The sequence below is a fragment of the Bacteroides fragilis genome, from assembly GCF_019583405.1.
In the GTDB taxonomy this organism is placed as follows: domain Bacteria; phylum Bacteroidota; class Bacteroidia; order Bacteroidales; family Bacteroidaceae; genus Bacteroides; species Bacteroides fragilis_B.
Window position 1 is genome coordinate 37,712 of record NZ_SZUU01000013.1, and the last position, 17,311, is coordinate 55,022.

18 protein-coding genes are annotated in these 17,311 nt (G+C 41.1%); 14 read left to right on the plus strand and 4 right to left on the minus strand.

Annotated features, from left to right (window positions below; genetic code table 11):
- Nucleotides 1-53: 53 nt before the first annotated feature.
- Nucleotides 54-503: an N-acetylmuramoyl-L-alanine amidase gene (locus FDF36_RS19895; protein ID WP_220392519.1), complete on the minus strand. Its 450-nt coding sequence runs from the start codon at nt 501-503 to the stop codon at nt 54-56.
- Nucleotides 504-754: 251 nt separating this feature from the next.
- Complete coding sequence (locus FDF36_RS19900; RefSeq protein ID WP_220392520.1) at nt 755-1,210, minus strand: HU family DNA-binding protein; 456 nt, start codon at nt 1,208-1,210, stop codon at nt 755-757.
- Between the two features lie 191 nt (nt 1,211-1,401).
- Between FDF36_RS19900 and FDF36_RS19905 the strand changes: the two genes are divergently transcribed.
- Entirely contained in the window at nt 1,402-1,650 is a 249-nt protein-coding gene (locus FDF36_RS19905; protein WP_005820705.1) for a DUF4248 domain-containing protein, read from the plus strand.
- A 270-nt stretch (nt 1,651-1,920) separates the two neighbouring features.
- Here the strand turns inward: FDF36_RS19905 and FDF36_RS19910 are convergent, their stop codons facing one another.
- Together FDF36_RS19910 and FDF36_RS19915 are read right to left on the minus strand one after the other, a co-directional pair.
- Nucleotides 1,921-4,296 carry a DUF3987 domain-containing protein gene (locus tag FDF36_RS19910; protein ID WP_220392521.1) on the minus strand — a complete coding sequence of 792 codons (2,376 nt, stop codon included), beginning with the start codon at nt 4,294-4,296 and terminating at the stop codon, nt 1,921-1,923.
- 223 nt (nt 4,297-4,519) lie between these two features.
- Nucleotides 4,520-4,672, minus strand: coding sequence for a hypothetical protein (locus FDF36_RS19915; protein WP_164932435.1), 153 nt, complete (start codon nt 4,670-4,672; stop codon nt 4,520-4,522).
- Between the two features lie 283 nt (nt 4,673-4,955).
- Between FDF36_RS19915 and FDF36_RS19920 the strand changes: the two genes are divergently transcribed.
- The 13 genes from FDF36_RS19920 (at nt 4,956) to FDF36_RS19980 (ending at nt 17,290) form a co-directional block, all read left to right on the plus strand.
- A complete protein-coding gene (locus FDF36_RS19920; RefSeq protein ID WP_005779880.1) occupies nt 4,956-5,474 on the plus strand; it encodes a UpxY family transcription antiterminator in 519 nt (172 codons plus the stop codon).
- A gap of 53 nt (nt 5,475-5,527) precedes the next feature.
- Nucleotides 5,528-6,541: an acyltransferase family protein gene (locus FDF36_RS21560; RefSeq protein WP_220392522.1), complete on the plus strand. Its 1,014-nt coding sequence runs from the start codon at nt 5,528-5,530 to the stop codon at nt 6,539-6,541.
- Between the two features lie 30 nt (nt 6,542-6,571).
- A complete protein-coding gene (locus tag FDF36_RS19930; RefSeq protein ID WP_220392523.1) occupies nt 6,572-8,113 on the plus strand; it encodes an MATE family efflux transporter in 1,542 nt (513 codons plus the stop codon).
- Between the two features lie 6 nt (nt 8,114-8,119).
- The gene (locus FDF36_RS19935) at nt 8,120-9,106 is read left to right on the plus strand and encodes a hypothetical protein (RefSeq protein ID WP_220392524.1); all 987 of its coding nucleotides are present in this window, start codon (nt 8,120-8,122) and stop codon (nt 9,104-9,106) included.
- Between the two features lie 11 nt (nt 9,107-9,117).
- Nucleotides 9,118-9,807 (plus strand): acyltransferase, encoded by a 690-nt coding sequence (locus FDF36_RS19940; protein ID WP_220392525.1) that lies wholly within the window; start codon nt 9,118-9,120, stop codon nt 9,805-9,807.
- 3 nt (nt 9,808-9,810) lie between these two features.
- Nucleotides 9,811-10,812, plus strand: coding sequence for an O-fucosyltransferase family protein (locus tag FDF36_RS19945; RefSeq protein ID WP_220392526.1), 1,002 nt, complete (start codon nt 9,811-9,813; stop codon nt 10,810-10,812).
- On the plus strand, nt 10,809-12,125 hold the full coding sequence (locus tag FDF36_RS19950) for an O-antigen ligase family protein (protein ID WP_259281483.1): 1,317 nt from the start codon (nt 10,809-10,811) through the stop codon (nt 12,123-12,125). The genes FDF36_RS19945 and FDF36_RS19950 overlap by 4 nt, the downstream gene beginning before the upstream one ends.
- A gap of 18 nt (nt 12,126-12,143) precedes the next feature.
- Nucleotides 12,144-13,256, plus strand: a complete 1,113-nt coding sequence (locus FDF36_RS19955; RefSeq protein ID WP_220392527.1) for a glycosyltransferase family 4 protein — start codon at nt 12,144-12,146, stop codon at nt 13,254-13,256.
- Entirely contained in the window at nt 13,253-14,080 is an 828-nt protein-coding gene (locus FDF36_RS19960) for a glycosyltransferase family 2 protein (RefSeq protein ID WP_220392528.1), read from the plus strand. Before FDF36_RS19955 ends, FDF36_RS19960 begins: the two co-directional genes overlap by 4 nt.
- A gap of 1 nt (nt 14,081) precedes the next feature.
- Nucleotides 14,082-15,395 (plus strand): UDP-glucose dehydrogenase family protein, encoded by a 1,314-nt coding sequence (locus FDF36_RS19965; protein ID WP_220392529.1) that lies wholly within the window; start codon nt 14,082-14,084, stop codon nt 15,393-15,395.
- A gap of 69 nt (nt 15,396-15,464) precedes the next feature.
- Nucleotides 15,465-15,959 carry a serine O-acetyltransferase gene (locus FDF36_RS19970; protein WP_220392530.1) on the plus strand — a complete coding sequence of 165 codons (495 nt, stop codon included), beginning with the start codon at nt 15,465-15,467 and terminating at the stop codon, nt 15,957-15,959.
- A complete protein-coding gene (locus FDF36_RS19975) occupies nt 15,925-16,506 on the plus strand; it encodes an acyltransferase (protein ID WP_226777330.1) in 582 nt (193 codons plus the stop codon). Before FDF36_RS19970 ends, FDF36_RS19975 begins: the two co-directional genes overlap by 35 nt.
- Nucleotides 16,507-16,525: 19 nt before the next feature.
- A complete protein-coding gene (locus FDF36_RS19980; RefSeq protein ID WP_220392531.1) occupies nt 16,526-17,290 on the plus strand; it encodes a glycosyltransferase family 32 protein in 765 nt (254 codons plus the stop codon).
- The last annotated feature ends 21 nt before the right edge of the window (nt 17,291-17,311 follow it).

Sequence of the window (17,311 nt, forward strand, 5' to 3'; positions counted from 1 at the left end):
ATAAAAGTTAATTCAATTAACAATTATGGCGGTTAAAATTCAATTTTAAAACATCAATGTAATTTTTTATCATCAATCACATTAAAACACGGACACTGCTTTATCCATTCCTCGGGCTCGATCTCCCCATTGGCGTTCAAGTCCGGACTCAGATCCCGGTGGCCACACACACGGCTGCCGGGATACTGTTTCAACAGCGTTTTCACCAACACCCGCATCGAATGCACCTGCCACTCCGTCCGGGTATCCTTGGGACGCCCCCTTGCATCCAGCCCTCCTTCATAACAGACACCGATACTCGTCGCATTGTGCCCCTTGGCATGCGCCCCTATTTTCTCTACCGGACGAGTAGACACAATCCTCCCGTCCTTGCGGATATAGAAGTGATATCCCGGCCCGTTGAATCCGCGCCTGCGATGGCAGACATCCAGATCGAACTCCGTAAAACACCGGTCTTCTCTCGTCGCCGAGCAATGAATCACGATTAAGTCGATTTTCCTCATACCCCCTCCTTCATTTTTCGACATTCCTCCCACCGAGAAACATCAGGAATGCAATCACCCATTCCAAGATTTTTTGTAACTTCTTCATCGTTGTTTTGCTATATTAAGTTGTTTTACGTTTACACCACAGATTTCACCACAGAGTACACAGAGGACACAGAGTTTTTTAATTTTCACCACTCTGTTTCACCACAGAGTAACACAGAGTTTTAATTCCTCCTCCGTGTCCTCTGTGTCCTCCGTGGTGAAAATCATGCCGTCGGGTCATCCACAATCCCCCCGTCGCCTCCTCCGCCGTCGCCCTTTTGCGCCGCCCGCGTGCTCACCTTGCTGAAGCTGAGCGTCTTCATCGCATCCGCCAGCACAGGCCCCGGACGGAAGTTCACTCTCGCCTTGCTGATATTCGCCGCTTTGAAATCCTCCGCCTTCTCCGCTCCCCTGCTTCGCAGGCCCACCTGAAAGGTCCCGATATTCCCTAACCTGACAATCTCTCCCCTCGACAGCCCGTCTACCATTTCATCCTCCAGCGCCTTCAGCACCGCCACCACATCCGCCGAGTGCACCGTACAGGCCTTTTCCACCCGGGTCGAGATCTCGTCCAGCCCCACATCGCCGCTGGCCTGCGCCTGGGCATAATACTTGGCGGGATCATCCTTCTTCAGCATGTTCTTGCGCGCCACTACCGAATACGTAACTTCTTTACTCATAATCGTACTTTCTTTTTAGAGTTAAACATCTGTTTTTCAATCACATTCCAAAGATACGACACCCCCGGTGCGCCAATGACAAGGAAAGAGGACCGATGACGAAGTTTGACGAAAAAAGAGTATAAAAACACGCTGCATTCCGGGTATTTTTTCGTATATTTACAGTAGATAACAATCAGATAATCAAAACTATGAACCAAAGAAAAGAAGAAGACACAACCGAAGCCGATTTCATTATCCGCTCGTACACCAAAGCCGAACTTGCACAACTTTACTGCCCGGGACTCGACCCGGTGCTCGCCCTGCAGAAACTCTACCGCTGGATGCGTAAAAACACCGCCCTGACACAGGCACTGTCCGAAGTCAATTACAACAAATACCGCCACAGCTTCCTCAAGCGCGAAGTCGGGCTGATAGTGCATTACTTGGGAGAACCTTGATTTCACCACAGAGAAGAGTCCACCACAGATTACACAGATTATCACAGATCAAGAATTTATTTTTCCCGGAATTGATCTTTTAATTTAAATCCGTGTTAATCTGTGTAATCTGTGGTGAAAACCGTGAAAAAGACTTAGACGTTTCCCTCGAAACATCCAAGTCTTTTAGTAGAAACTCTTAAGTCTTTTCAGAAAAGGCTTAAGAGTTTTTTCATACAAATACAAACACCTTTCCATCCTCTTTCTGGGTCCAAAGGTCCAAGGTCCATTCTATGGGATGCCCGCTCCCCAGCTCCGAGTCGTCCTTCGATACACATCACCCTCTTTTACAACGAGTTTAAGCTCGACCGTCTTCATGAAAAGCCGTTTAGCAGTGGTTTTAGGAATCCCCATCCCCACAGCCTTATCCACCACTTGGGTGAAAGTAAAAGTTCCTGAAATCGACTGCAATACCGGACGCAATCTGAAATAAGGCTTTAAAGGCTTCGGCTTACTCTCGCTTTTCTGCATACAGGTAGACAGCAGCAAGCTATGCTCCAGCAACACATCCGTCATCAACATGGCGGTATGGAAATCTTCGTCAGAACATGCATATTCGGGCATCGCCCAAGCACACTCCCCCTTCCGCAACGCCGTAAGCACACAGGCTATCCGGCTCGCCATCAACCCGTGTCGGAGCACGATCGCACCCGGCGAGTCATCCCGCTCGTTCACCACCTCAGACAAGTGAGAAGAAAACCGCAATGTATGCTCCGCCCATTGCTCCGGAGTAAACGTAACCTCCGTGGGAGACTGAAGCAGGAACTGATGTAACTCGAGCAGACGGGCACTCAGACGGACAAACACCGCGCGATGATCCTCGCACCCCGCCCGCGGAGCCGCCGAACGCCACTCCCAGGCACTCTGGCCCGTATAGATCAGAAAACGACTGTACAACCCATTTTCCAATGAAGGAATAAAACGCACCAACTGATTGGGAGTGCCGGCCAGACACAAAGCCAGACGCGGATGGCGAGCCACCACCTGACGCCCGTTCACCTTAAAATCGGCCGATACCACTTCGTGCTGAAAAGCAGCCCGGAATACATCATCGTGCTTTCCGCACTCATTCCGGATAGCGCCCGACACCATGTCCAGCTCCGTAGCATTGATGCAGCACCCCAACTTGCCGCTCTCTTCCAAAGCGCTAATGATCAGACTCTTCGACACATTGGGCGAAAGTGTCAGCAATTTACGGACAGGATCTTTGGGACGCAGCGAAAAGTCCGGCGAACGCTTCTCCGCCTGCGCCTTTTTCAGCTCCAGCTCCCACTCGAAAAATGCTTTATCATACACCAGACGCACCTCATCATTCTGTTTCTCGTAAAACTTATGAATCTCGGCAGGCAGCATTCCGGCAAGCCCCACCACTCCCTTTCCGCCCCCGGCATGGGCTATCACCATATAGTACAGATGCGGAGAATAATACATTTGATCGTACAAAAGACGCACCTCGGGCAGGCACGCACTGATATTGACAATCATGGCCGCCAGCAACATATCCCGCTCACGAGGACTTCCCGCCACCTTTACCCCTTCGGCCAGCAAGGCAGGCAGATGATCAAATACCTCGTCGGGAAAATAAGGCGCATCCCGCCGGAATCCTTCACTTTTTCCGAACAAGACATCCTCCAAATCCTCTTCTTCCTCCTCCTCGGGCATCCCATAGAATGGACCTTGGACCTTTGGACCCAAATCGGTCGTCACAGCGTCCGCCTTTCTGACAGAAGCATACTGATAACCAGAGAATAACGTTTTCTCAATCTCTCCGCTTCCGAAATCAGCCTGCGCGTATTTCTCAACCACTGTTTTTTGCAACAGCCGCATTTCCTCCGGCGAAAAACCTTTATACCGGGCATAGCGTCCCAACTTCAACATAAACGCATGCCGCCCTCCCGTCGCAAACGGATTGCGGGTATCGAAATCGCTCAGGAAAGCCTGTATAAAACCGTTCCCGGCTTCGGGATTAACGCCTGCCGGACGAGCTCCGTCCACCGCCTGCACAGGATACTCCCCTTCCGCCTGCGACAGTCCGTCCGCCTGCTCCCGCCACGGAAACACCCCGGCAGCGGGATTATAATACGCCTCCGGATCATACGAAGCGTAACACGCCCGCCCTAAATCACGGCACGACATATCGCAAGGATGACCCAACACGCGCTCCAACTCACGGGCGACGACAGGATAAGCCGCCACGTATTGCCCGGCATTCTCCGCATCGATGCGCACAATCAGCTTCAACCCCTCACCCGAGATGCTGACAAAAGCCCCCACCACGTATGACAGCGCCTTGGCCTTCTCCTTCATTCCGGACAGTTTCTCCGGACAGTGGTCAAAGTCGAACAACGCCAGTCCGCTGAGCTCACCCACCTGGTTCGCCGCATGTCCGCCCCGGCACTTGCCGGCTACCACCACTGCATTCAGGGCACCCTTCAACCTCTTGGCCTCCTCGATCATGCCCGTTCGCATCCACCGCCGGTACGACTCGACAAGCACCTTCCAGCGTGCTCCCCTGAGGTCATTATGAAACTCTTCCAACGAAATCTCTTCCGCTTTCTTTTCCCACACATGGAGGAAAAAGGAAATTTTAAACTCTCTCTTTTTCATTGAGTATTAAATTTTAATGTTTTTAATCCCGATCCGCCGCAAGCGCACAAAGCAAAACCCTTTCCACTCCGCATCCTCCGCGATGAACCATGATGCAAAAGAACAACAAACTTTTTACACTTCCGAATGTTAAAACCGCCGTAAAAGCCCCTCCGGAAAGCCTCCACACCCACCCGCACGCCACTTTCACCGTCCGCCTCCCGGCTTTTTTTAACACCCGAATTTATTTTCTCACCTCCCGCTTCCGCTCCTGATCCTTCACCGTGTTACTCAGGAAGCGGCACAACCGTTTCATCTCCCGCATCTCCTCCCTCGAGAGTGGTTTGGGAAGCTCACGCACCAGGGCAAACACCTGTCCGGACAACTCTCTAAGCAATTCATTCGAGTTCTTTAACTTGTAGTTTTTTTTCCATAATCATTAAATTTGAAATATATGTTAATTATTAAAACTCACAAAAGTACGATCCAAAGATTAAAAATTTATTATTTTTTCTATTTTAATGAACAATTTATTGTATTTAGTAAATTTATATCTATCTTTGCAGCGAAATCAAACGTAAGATTCGGTTTACCCAAGCAGACAACTGTAACAGGTAACCGCGTAGCGTATCCGGGAGCGACCCTCCCTCCCCTTTCTCAAACCATACTCCCCAACCGACATGAAATCCTGGCTTGCCGCCTACGTCCGTCTCTATCACGAAAAGAAAACCCGTGACCGCCTGACGGCAATGGGCATCGAAAGTTTCCTGCCCGTGCAGGAAGAAATCCATCAATGGAGCGACCGCCGCAAAAAGATAGAGCGCGTAGTCATCCCGATGATGATCTTCGTACACGTCGACCCGGCAGAACGGGCCGAAGTGCTGACTCTCTCGTCCGTCAGCCGCTACATGGTGTTGCGCGGACAAAGCACCCCCGCTGTCATCCCCGACGAGCAGATGGAGCGCTTCCGCTTCATGCTCGACTACTCCGAAGAAGCCATCGAAGTGTGCTCCTCCCCCCTCGCCCCCGGCGAACAGGTGCGGGTCATCAAAGGCCCCCTCGCCGGACTGGAAGGCGAGCTGGTGACCATCAACGGCAAAAGCAAGGTGGCGGTAAGGCTGGATATGCTGGGCTGCGCCCATGTGGATATGCCGGTGGGGTTCGTGGAGAGAGTGGGAAAGATGGAGGCGGTGAGATGAAGGATATTAATAGATAAAAAAACGTCAGACAAACGGACATAACATAAAAACATATGCAACAAAGACAAAGAATCGAATATGTTGATTACATGCGTGGAATAGCTATCATTCTCGTAGTTATGGGACACTTAATACAATTTAATGGCTTTCCCACTTCGAATCCTGTATTTGAATTCATCTATAGTTTTCATATGCCTCTTTTTTTCGCAATTAGTGGGTATATCACTCAAAAAGTCACAAGGATTGAAACGCTCCATCAATACTTTATATATCTAAAAAAGAAGTTTATAACCATTGCACTTCCATTAATAACGTGGTCACTATTGGTCAATCCTTATTTACTAAAAGAAGAATGGAAAATATTATCGTGGGAAGAAGTACTAATGACATTGCAAAATCCAGGATTATGGTTTCTAAAAATGTTATTCATTATCTTGGTATACTATGGAATATTTAATCTAATATATAACAAATTTAGCCGAACTAATTTCTTCAATACTATTTTAGCTTTAATTCCGGTTATTCTCCTGACATTAATTTCCGTCTATATAAATATCGAAGGAATAAACTTAATCATGTTTACCTACGCTTTCTATTTAGGATGTTTCATCGCAAAATTTCCCTCTATAGAACGCTTCATTTCGAAACAATCGGTTTATACTTTTTCATTTCTATTATTCTTCATATTAGCCACTCACTGGAATTTCGCAGGCAATAGAATAGATGATATTTATAAAATCACAATATCCACTTTTTGCTTTATTTTCTTATTAAACTTTTGCCGGAAATTCAAATTCAATGAAAGAGTCAAAAGCATATTGCAATTATTCGGCACACAATCATTGGCAATATATATAGTCCAGTTTTATCTGTGCAAACTGGGAGACGGGATGATAAACGTCTATATTCAAAGTATAAATCCATTCATCTTATTTTTGATTTCCCTAATAATAGCCATCCCTATTTCTTATACCTGTTGTATAGTTGCTAAAGCCATTTACTCAAACCATATTTTAAGCTTCTTACTATTCGGAAAAAGAATTAGAGATATTCAAAAGACAGAATAAAATACAATAAGCCGCACCATAAAACGATTTATGAGTTCTACCGCCAACCGTGTCGTAAAAAACACAGGATTTCTTTATGCTCAGATGGGTATTACCATGTTTATCTCGTTATATACCACTCGCGTAATACTCAACACATTGGGAGCCATTGATTTTGGAATATTCAACATAATCGGAGGCGCAATAAGTATGCTTGGTTTTCTGAATGCAGCTATGGCCAGCGCCACACAACGCTTCATGTCTTATTCAGAAGGTAGTGGAGATACAAAAATTAAAAAGAAAATCTTCAATACCAGCTTAATTTTACATTTAATAATAGCCACTATAGCATCCGTTCTATTGATAATTGGGGGGTACTTTTTTTTTAATGGTATTTTAAACATTCCGACCGACCGCATTTCAGCCGCTCAAGTTGTATACGGTAGTCTAATAGCCAGCACGTTTTTTACTATAATCACCGTACCTTATGATGCGGTGATAAATGCACACGAAAATATGAAATACTATGCAATAATCAGTATCATCGGCTCATTACTAAAACTTCTCATCGCGATCATCATCGTCTACACACTACAAGATAAACTAATTGTCTACGCCCTGCTGACCACAGGGGTTTCCATTTTTATGTTAATCATCATGCAGACCTATTGTCATCATAAATACACGGAATGTACATTCACTCCTCGAAAGTACTTTAGCCCTTCTCTAATGAAAAGTATGACTTCTTTCGCCGGATGGAACTTGATAGGGGTAACCAGCAGCATGATTTCTCAATATGGATTAGGTATAGTACTAAACAATTTTTGGGGGGCACTTTTAAACACAGCCCAAGGCATCGCCAACCAAATCTCCGGACAATTAATGGTCTTCTCTAATACAATGCTAAAAGCCTTGAACCCAGTTATCGCTAAAAGTGAAGGAAGTGGAAACAGAGCCCTGATGCTCAAAGCAAGCATGACAGGCAGCAAGTTTGCTTACATTATTTTAGCAGTATTCGCTATTCCTTTCATCATAGAAACTCCTTATATTCTAAAAATTTGGCTGAAATCAACACCTGAATGGACAATTGTATTCTGTCGCCTTCAACTGTTAAGAAGCTTGATAGAACAACTAACCATAACGTTGGGAAGCAGCATTGCGGCACAAGGAGAAATTAAAGGCTATTCACTGGTAAAAAGCATATTAGGGTTACTGCCGATCATACTCTCTGCCCTATTATTTCATTTCCATTATCCACCTTATTATATGTATATAGCCTGGATACTTTGCAACGGCATCATAGGAGGTCTTTTTTCTATTTATTTTTTCCATAAGAAATGTAATGCCAACTACGCGACTTACACACGCGAAGTACTATTGCCCTGCCTATTATTCACAGTTATCATTGTGGGTTCAGGAATATTGCCCAGTTATTTCCTGACGGAAGGAATCGTTAAATTGGGAATCACCCTAATTACAACGATCTTATTCAGTTTGGTCACTTTATGGTGTCTTGTTCTCAACAACGAAGAAAAAAAAACAACCCAAGAATTAATATCAATAATAAAGAACAGAATCACACACAACAATTAAAAAAAGATGCATATCCCTTTTGAATACTTATTAAAGGCTTTGCGCAAAACATATACCATGTTATATCCAGCCGTTCCAATAAATACCAGTTATATAGAGACATCCCCTAAAAGATCTTCTCAAATGATATATAATCTTTTATCGGATGATCGCCCTTGCATGATTGCGCGATTCGGTGGATTCGAGTTAAGTGTAACAGCAAATTATATAGGAGTTAAGAGCAAACGAAAGGACATTGTTTCATACATTAGAGGAAAAACACCTGATCTATGGTGGAATACGAAGACATGGCAGTACCTGAACAATAATGCCGGATTCTTCCCGTTGACCTTGACTGAAATTGAAAGATTTTGCGAACTTATGCTAAAAAGCGCAGCGCAAGTAGATATACTCGGAAGTTGGCAAGATAATGAACAATTTATCAACTTCGCTCCCGATATGAAAAGAGTCAAATTGATGCTGTTAGAGCCCTTTTGGGACGCATCTCCCTGGACTAAGGCCTTGGAAGGGAAAAAAGTACTGGTAATACACCCCTTTGCACGCTCCATTGAAAAACAATATAACGAACGGCGCAAGCTTCTTTTTGACAATCCGGATATACTACCTTTATTTGAATTATCGACTATCGAGGCGGTCCAAAGCATAGGAGGAAAAGCCCCAGGATTCAACAGCTGGTTCGAAGCATTGGCTCACATGCAAAAACAGATAGACCACACCAACTTCGATATTTGTTTATTAGGATGTGGAGCATACGGTTTTCCACTTGCCGCTTATGTGAAGTCGAAAGGGAAAAAAGCCGTTCATTTAGGCGGCGCGCTTCAACTGCTTTTCGGTATCCGGGGAAAGCGTTGGGAAAATCCAGACTATGGAGTAAAAGCCTGGAATATCCCATACGGAAGTTACTTATCTTTAATGAATGAACACTGGATACGTCCTAAGAAAAATGACATTCCGCTAAATGCGAACCAAGTGGAAGACGCATGCTATTGGTAAAATAAATCATTATGAAAAAAACACTTATTCAAGTACTGTCTTTTATAACAGTCAAATACTGGTCCAAATTAAAAGGTATTCATACCCATGACAGCGTAATAATCTTCGGACATTTCTCCAATAGCTCAGCAAGTAATCAAATTGATATACGACACTCCATCCTAAAAAGGACAAGTATAGAAGTCAACGGTAACAACAACAAAATAAATCTCCAAGGTCCATTTTCAGCGACAAAAATTAAAGTCATCGGCAACAACAATCAAATTAACATACAGAAAATCAATGGAATGACTCTATCAGAGATTATTATCCGAGGAGAGAGTTGTAATATCTCAATAGAAAAATACAGTAGATTTGGTAGTTATTTGAAACTAATATGCATGGGAAAATCAAACTCCATATCAATCGGTGAAGATTGTATGTTCGCCGATCATGTTGAACTCTGGAATACTGATTCACACCCCATTTATAACGAGCAAGGCGAAATCATAAATCCATCTTGTCCTATCATTATAGGTAACCACGTATGGATAGGGAAAGATAGTAAAGTTGCTAAAGGAGTCAACATAGGAAATAACGCGATCATAGGCTTCAACTCATTAGTAACCAAAAATATAAAGTCGAACACTCTAAATGCAGGATTACCAACGAAACAAATCCGAGAAGGAGTGAATTGGGATCGAAGATTTATAACTATATAAAAAATGACAACCAAAGAGTTCATACGAAAATCCAAGAAACATATCTGGAATCAAATCATGCGGCAAGCTAAAAGCCACAATATTTATCCTTATATTTACCGATCCTATTGGCATTATCTATTTCATCCAATACAAGAGACGGGGTATCTTCCCAATGATAAATCATATTACACGGCAAGACCTAACCCAGATGCAGGAATCGGTCATCAAATGGCTAACTGGATAGCGGGTTATTGGTACGCTCAGCAATTCAACCTAAATTTCGCACATCTGCCCTTCAGCAATCCTATTTGGGAAGAGTTTTTGGGATTTGGTGAAGGAGAACCTTCTATACAAGATTTAAAACGTAAAGGATATCAAATCCGTAAGCTTCCTCTGTTCAACAGTGAAAAGGCCACAGAGGTCAATTTAAACAAGAAAATAATACAATCTTATCAAAATAAGAAAATAGTATTCATTGCCGAACAAGATCAATTCTACATGGAACAATATGGGATCATGCCGGCACTGAAGAAAAAATTTTATTCGGCCCCGGCCCGTAAGAAAGACCAACTTATTTATCAGAGAGAGAATTTCAACATTGCCATTCATGTACGTCGAGGAGATATCCTATCAGACGTAAACAATCCCAATTTAAGTATGAGATTCTTGAGTAATGATTACTTTGACAAAGTTTTAAAACAAACAGTGGATAACTTACACACGAATCGTCCTGTCCACATTTATTTTTTCTCTCAAGGAAAACCCGAAAGCTATACAGAATTTCTCAAATATCCCAATTTACATTGGTGTTTGTACATGGGAGCTCAAGAATCTTTTCTACATATGGTATACGCAGACTTATTAATAACCAGCAAAAGTTCTTTTTCGTATAAGCCGGCCTTATTAAACAATGGGATTAAGATTTGTCCACGCATCTTTTGGCACGGATATCCCTTATCCCCAGATTGGATTTTAGTAGAGAATGACGGTTCTTTCGATACAAAACAGTTAAATAGTTTATGATTTTGACACGCGTACAATCTAAACAATCAGAAAGTTCCACACTCCTTGCCACAGTACAATATATCTTGATATACTGTACGCTCTCTTTGGGTGGAATGGCGTTACCCATATATATAGGAGCAGACCTATTTTTGGTATCCATGCTGATTAGTTGCTCTATCTATTTGTTTTTTATCAAAAAAGAAGAATTCATAGGAACAACTTTTTCATACTTCATAGGAGTACTTTCGATCTCCTTATTACTACCAATACTTTTCTCTGACCTTAGTTTAGGAACTTCACTCAGAATCATTTGTATACTATTACTTATCTATACAACTATCCACATTGATAAAAGACATGTATTACAGCGTTTCTTACAAGTAGCCTATCTATTAGCAGCCATCAGCATCATCCTATTTTTTCTTACATATATATGGGGATTCAATGTTGTCAGCCCTCTTTTTCCCTATTTGTTACCTTCATACTCGGTAGGCGGCATGCTTTATAGCTATACCAGCCCAGTGTATAATTTTGTATTTCTCCACTCAGATAGAAATTGTGGCCCATTCGGTGAACCCGGCCAATTCCAATGTATGTTAACTGTCGCTCTATATTTTTCTTTATTTCATTCCAGATTGATAGCGAAAAACAGACAAAAAAAATATATAGCGATTCTTACCATTGCTCTATTGACAACACTTTCAACCAGCGGATACATCGCGTTCATCTTCATTATAGGTTGTTATCTGCTACATCCCCAAAATTATAAAAATAAAAAGATAAAACGATATTTCCTAACAGGCCTTTGCGGTGTCATTTTATTTTTGACAGTCACTCCATTAGGACACAATTTTATAGAGAAAGCTGTTTATGATAAGATATTTAATACAGAAAAGCATAACATTGACTTCACACAAGGAACAGGAGGAGCCAGAACCAAAAGCATTACAGAAGTCATCGAACTAATAGAAAAAGAGCCTTTTTCCCTGGCTGGACTGGGATATGATAGAATGAAAAGCCTAAATTTAGAAGGATGTGCAGGCATTTTAAGCCTCCTTATAGCCATAGGTATCTTTCCATTTAGTATTCTATTTGGTTTCAGTTTTTGGTGTATATACCATAAAAGCCAAAGCAAGTGGGATATCCTTATCAGAATACTGCTTATAATTAATATGGGATTAGGACAGCCTAATATTATGAATCCAGCACTCTTTTTTATGGTATTCTATAGCTACCTATGTCTCAAAAGCAATTCTGTTCCCTTAAAAAAACAAACAATTCAGGAATCTGAAATTAAGGAAACAAATGAAATATATCTTTCAAATAATTAACACATAAACTTTTCAAAAATGAAAATTCTCCATGTATTAAATGAATTAAAATTTTCAGGAGCTGAAATCATGTATGTAGACGCAGCATCTATTTTCCAAGCACTTGGAGGAGAATTATCTGTTGTTGCAACAGGAAATGAACAAGGAGAATATTCACCTTACTTTGAAAGAAAAGGATATACTGTTTATCATAAGCCATATCCTGACTCCGGAATCATTCAGAAATGGATATATCGACATCACTTTATAAAATTCCTAAAACAAAACCAATTTGACATAGTACATATCCATCGGGCTAATATTCGGTGGAGCATATCGTATTGTGCCTGGATAGCAGGATGCAAGCCTATATATACATTCCACAACGTTTTTAAATCAAATTGGTATTCATACCCACTCCATTGGTGGAATCGTTGGTCAGCAAAACATTTGCTGGGATGTACTTTTCAAACCATCAGTGATTCTGTATTCACTAATGAACTCAATCACTACCACAACCTAACAACTCTTATTTATAATTGGTATGGCAGTAACCGTTTTTTTCCAGCCAAAGAAAGAGAAAAAGAAGAAGTCAGAAAACAATTGGATATTGCCCCAAATGCTCTGGTCTTGATATCCGTAGGTGGATGCAGTACCATAAAACGACATACGGATATCATTAAGGCATTACCCGAAATAACCCAAAAGTATCCTGATGCGGTTTATTTACATTTAGGAAATGGCAAATCATTAGAAGAAGAAATAAAGTTGGCACAGCAATTACATGTATCATCCTACATTCGCTTTTGTGGTAACCAGACTAATGTTAGAAAATACTTAATAGCATCTGATATCTATTTAATGCCCAGTATGCACGAAGGTATTCCTATTACAACTATTGAGTGTTTGGCATGTGGTATACCGACTATCCTCTATGATGTACCAGGATTACATGACTTCAACCAAGAAGAAGAATGTTCCATATTAATAAAAGAAGATTATCATTTATTGGCGCAAACAGTATTGTCTCTGTTTAACGATCCAGCGAAGCAGCAAAGGGTAACGGATAACGGACTGAAATTAGTGCACCGAAAATATGATATGCAAACCAACGCTACAAAAATATTCAAACTCTACACAAAAAGAAAATGAAATCAATAGCGGTTCTACTCACCGTTTTTAACCGGAAAGAGAAAACACTCCAATGCCTTGGCAATCTTTACAAACAACTCCCTATCCAAGGATATAGCGTTGACATCTATCTAACCAATGACGGATGCACAGACGGTACACCGGAAGCTGTCGCACAAGAATTCCCTGAAGTAAACATAATCCATTCGAAAGGAAATTTGTTTTGGAACCGGGGAATGCATAGGGCTTGGGAAGAAGCAGCCGGAAGAAAAAAATACGACTATTACCTATGGCTAAACGACGATACATTCATCTATCCAAATAGTATTTCGAGACTGTTAAACGATAGCATTTCAGTTAAAGATGAAGCAATCATTTGTGGAGCTACATGCTCTGAAAAAGATGGTAAACCCACTTATGGAGGTAGAAACAATAACGGCATTATCCCTCCAAATGGAAGTTTACAAATATGCCAACATTTTAATGGCAATGTCGTTCTAATTCCCCGATATGTTTACCAAAGAATCGGGAATCTGGACTATACTTATAGTCATGCTTTGGGAGATTTTGATTACGGGCTGAGAGCTGGGAAGCTAGGAATAAAATCCTATCAATCAAAAGAGTATATCGGTACTTGCGAACAACATAACAGTTTGGCCAAATGGTGTAATTCAAGTTATCCGTTAAAAGAAAGGATAAGGGTCTTTCACTCCCCCTTAGGAGGCCATCCTAAAGAAAACTTTTATTTTGAGAGAAAACATTATGGAGTCTTTCCGGCGTGTCTTCATTATTTCACTATACATTTAAGATTATTCATTCCACAAATTTGGGAAAAAAGAAAATAGTATGAATATAGCAGTAGTAGGTACAGGCTATGTCGGATTAGTATCCGGCACTTGCTTTGCGGAAATGGGAGTCAACGTGACTTGTGTAGACGTGAACGAAGAAAAAATAACAAGATTATTACAAGGACAAATCCCTATTTATGAACCGGGGTTGGAGGAGATGGTACTCCGTAATCATCGGGAGGGCAGATTGAATTTCACCACAGATATCGCAACATGCCTGGACAATGTGGATGTTGTTTTTAGTGCGGTAGGTACTCCCCCGGACGAAGATGGCAGTGCTGACCTGACCTATGTACTTGAAGTTGCCCGTACAGTGGGCCGGAATATGAAGAAGTACCTGATACTTGTTACCAAATCGACCGTACCCGTTGGTACTGCAAAGAAAGTCAAGGCAGCCATTCAGGAGGAACTGGATAAGAGAGGAGTAGAAATAGAATTTGATGTGGCTTCGAATCCGGAATTCCTGAAAGAAGGTGCCGCCATCAAAGACTTTATGAGCCCCGACCGGGTAGTGGTGGGCGTAGAATCAAAAAGAGCCAAAGAGCTTATGAGTAAACTCTACAAGCCATTTATGATGAACAATTATCGGATTATCTTTACTGATATTCCTTCGGCAGAAATGATAAAATACGCGGCAAACTCAATGCTGGCCACACGTATCAGTTTCATGAATGATATCGCAAACCTATGCGAAGTGATGGGTGCGGATGTGAACATGGTGCGTAAAGGCATCGGAGCAGACAGCCGTATCGGAAGTAAATTTCTCTATCCGGGATGTGGATATGGAGGTAGTTGTTTCCCCAAGGATGTAAAAGCATTGATAAAAACGGCCGAAAAAAATGGCTACGAAATGAAAGTGTTGAAAGCTGTGGAAGAAGTAAACGAAAGTCAGAAAAGCATTCTATTTAAAAAACTTTCAGCCTATTATGGAGGAGCTTTAAAAGGAAAAACCATTGCCATCTGGGGATTGGCTTTTAAACCGGAAACAGATGATATGCGTGAAGCTACGGCTTTGGTCACAATTGACGAATTACTCAAAGCAGGATGCAAGGTACGTGTATACGATCCTATAGCAATGGATGAATGCCATCGCCGTATAGGAGAGGCAGTAGAGTATGCCGCAGATATGTATGATGCGATTCTAAACGCAGACGCATTGCTGCTAATAACAGAATGGAAACAGTTCCGTCTGCCAAGCTGGGGTGTATTGCAGAAATCAATGAACAAAACACTAATCATTGACGGACGTAACATATATGATGCGCAAGAAATGAAGAATCTAGGATTTGAATACAGCTGTATCGGAAGATGACTTTCAAAGAATGTAAATATCTGATAAAATCAGATTTAAATAGATTAACAAAAGTTAAATGGGGGGGGGGTGAAATACCTATTTTTCAACGCTTCTTTCCGCATCACCTTTTGGTTCAGAATAGGCAGCTATTTAGCCCGCCAAAAAGGGATATTCTTTAAACTATTATATGGAATAGTGTTTTTGATACATAAACACAATCAATATTTGACAGGGATCCAATTACCTATCGGAACTCAAATAGGAGAAGGTTTGTGTTTTGCACACTTTTCATGTATTGTTATCAACAGTACTGCTCCTATAGGAAAGAACTGTACTATATATCATGGAGTTACAATCGGCGGAGTTAGAGGTCCTAAAGGAGGCGCTCCCATCATTGGAGATAATGTAGTAATATCTTCTGGAGCAAAAATCATAGGAAAGGTTAGAATCGGAAATAATGTAATGATAGGTAGTGGAGCCATCGTTGTAAAGGATATCCCCGATAATGCAGTCGTTGTAGGAAATCCGGGAAAGGTTATTTCATACAATGGAAAAGATCATATACAATACTTTGTCAACTAAAATATACTATATAAAAATGAATATCATCAATAAGATTATAAGGAAACTATTCACACAGCAATCTGAAATTAAGAAATATAGAAACCTAGGAGTCAAAATTGGAAGTAACTGTAACTTTTATAGTGTTTTTATCGATAGATGTTTTAGCCATCTTATCACCATAGGTAATAATGTAACTATAACCCACTCTACACTTATAGCCCATGACGCTAGTACAAAAAGACCATTAGGATACAGTAAAGTTGGAAAAATAACGATAGGAGATGACGTATTTATCGGCCATGGCTCTATAATTTTAGGAAATACCTCCATAGGGAATAAAGTTATTATAGGAGCAGGAAGTGTTGTATGCAAAAATATTCCAGAAAATTCAGTGGCATGTGGAAATCCCATACGCATCATCTGTACCTATGATGAATACATAAAAAAGAATAAGACTTTATTGCAAAACAGTCCAGTTTCCAATATTTTATTCTCTCAAAAATCATCTAAAGACAAAGAAGAACAGGCAGGACTTCTCCTCAACAAATGGGGATACGACTTATAATCAATAAGATACCAATAAAATGAATACTCTTACAATTCCTAAAACGATACACTATTGCTGGTTTGGCAAAAATGATCTTCCTCCCTTAGTAAAGAAATGTATAAAATCATGGCACAAGCATCTCCCCGATTATGAGTTTAAATTATGGGACGAACAATCTTTTGATATTACTTCAAATAAATGGTGTCAAGAAGCGTACAAACAGAAAAAGTATGCATTTGTAGCTGACTATGTACGCCTCAAAGTTTTATATGAGCAAGGTGGCATTTATTTAGACACAGATATTCAATTATACAAAAGTTTGAATCCCTTTATATCTAATGAAGCTTTTATGGGATTCGAAAGAGATGAAATATTATCTATGGGGGTCATGGGATTCAAAAAGAATAATAAAATCATTAAAGAGCTTTTAGACTATTATGACCAAGAGTTTGACCTTAATATTGTGAACAAGTTGGAGTCTAACGCCAATATAACAACTCAATTTCTATCAGAGAAATATGGCCTAAGGCGAAATAATGCCAAGCAAATAATAGAAAATATAAATATTTACCCTAAGACTTTCTTCAATCCAATGGACTATTTCGGAAATTGGGATAAATCTCCTGAAACGGTATGCGTTCACCTATACATGGGTTCTTGGTTACCGGAACAGGAACAGAAGAAATTAAAACGGCGCAAAACATTTATTTTTAAGCTAACAAAATATATATGGGACCGAAGTAAAAACAATCCATTATTTAAAAGAATAAGACTATACTTGAAAAACAAAAATATTATCTAAACAAAAATTAGTTACCCTACT